This window comes from Pseudomonas sp. ACN8 (assembly GCF_002303925.1).
Classification (GTDB): Bacteria; Pseudomonadota; Gammaproteobacteria; order Pseudomonadales; family Pseudomonadaceae; genus Aquipseudomonas.
Map to the genome: position 1 here is coordinate 1 of NZ_MRCS01000130.1, position 666 is coordinate 666.

At 61.3% G+C, this 666-nt stretch carries 1 pseudogene; it reads left to right on the forward strand.

Annotation, left to right across the window (positions count from 1 at the left end):
- Positions 1-666, forward strand: a pseudogene (locus BSF44_RS30495) (hypothetical protein); the annotation flags it as partial.

The following is a 666-nucleotide window of genomic DNA, read 5'->3' on the forward strand; positions in this document are numbered from 1 at the left end:
CCCGCCGAAAATCCGCCAGGCCGAACCGGACGGCAAAACCTTGCTCCCGATGAACGCCGTGGAAGCGCTGACGGCCGAGGTGCCGCCGGAAGGGTTGCTGCTGACCGACCTGCTGAGCGTGACCTGGGCCGCGGCGGCCGGCAGCCATGCCGAGGGCTCCCACACCACCGAAGCTAGGCCGATCAGTGAGACGAGTCTGAACATTGAACTGCCGGTCACGGTGCTGGCGTTCAACCTGGGCAAAACGGTGACCGTGACGTTTACCGTTACCCGTGACGGCAAATCTGTTACGTCGTTGCCGTTGAGCCTGGCGGTCGGTACCTTGCCGGTTGACGCGCTGAACTCACCGATCATCACCGATGCCGACGACAACGGTGTCCTGGATGTCAGCGCGCTAGGCAGCAACGCGACGATCCATGCACGGGATTGGCCGCTGATCGCGGTCGGTCAACAGGTGTGGATGAGCCTGGCGGGCAAGAAAGCGAATGGTGATGACCATGACCATACCGTCTGGGCCGGAGGAAGTAGCTATGTCAACAGCACCTGGTTCGCGCAAAAATACTGGCCAAGACCGGTCGCCAAAAGCTACTTCAATGAATTGGCCGACGGCAGCCGCTTGACGCTGAGCTTCAAGGCCGCGCTGGATAAAAGCAATGTCGAGGCCAA